Origin of the sequence: Phytohabitans sp. LJ34 (genome assembly GCF_052068095.1) — a bacterium.
GTDB lineage: Bacteria > Actinomycetota > Actinomycetes > Mycobacteriales > Micromonosporaceae > Phytohabitans.
Map to the genome: position 1 here is coordinate 1 of NZ_JBQHDG010000065.1, position 920 is coordinate 920.

Consider the following 920-nt stretch of genomic DNA (forward strand, 5'->3'; position numbering starts at 1 on the left):
GGATGGCCACGCCGCTGTTGACCGGGGTGCCGAAGTTGGGCGTGCCGTCCGCGTTCCAGGTGAACTTCTGCGCCCGCGTGGTCCGGTTGATGTCACACCCCTGACTCGCCGAACTGTTCGCGTGATACACGATCCAGTCCTCCGTACCATCCGGCGACTTGAAGAACCCGTTGTGCCCCGGCCCGTACACGTTACCCGCCCGCTGGAACACCGGACTCGGGAACTTCCGCCACGACGACGCGTTCAACGGATCCCCACCGACATACTCGATCATCCCCAACTTGTAATCCGGCGTCGAACAATGCGACGCCGAGTACACGATGAACGTCCGCCCGTTACGCTGCAACACCTCACCACCCTCGGCCACCGCACCACCCACCGTCTCCCACGACAAGCTAGGCGTCACCAAAATCCGCCGCGTCCCACTCGCCGTCCACGGATTCGACAACGGCCGGATGAACAACGGCTGCGACCCGTTGTAGAACGTCCCCAACAAATACAAGTTCCCGTTCAACTGAAGAATCCCCGGATCCAGCTCCCACGTGTTGTCCGACACCGGATCCAACATGTCCGCCTTGAACGTGTACGGACCCATCGGATCCAACCCCGCACTCTCCAACACATGAATCCGCTGCGAACCCAGATCGAACGGCTCACGCCCCGCCGTGTAATAGAAATACCACCGCTGCCCATTCGGCCCGTTCAACAAATGAAACTCCGGCGCCCACATCGTCCCCGCACCATTCGGCCGAGTCAACGTGAACAACAACGTATCCGAAGCCGACGACAACCCCGCCAACGTCCGCGAACGACGCATCGTAATCGTGTTGTTCCACGTCGTCGTCGCCAAATAGTAATAACCGTTGTAATACTGCATCCACGGATCCGGACCACGCATCTTGATCGGGTTGGTGAACGTG

1 protein-coding gene is annotated in these 920 nt (G+C 60.0%); it reads right to left on the reverse strand.

Going from position 1 to position 920, the window contains the following annotated elements; genetic code table 11:
* Positions 1–920: glycoside hydrolase family 43 protein (locus tag ACTMTJ_RS45385; protein WP_441225323.1), on the reverse strand; the 920-nt coding region annotated here is incomplete at both ends.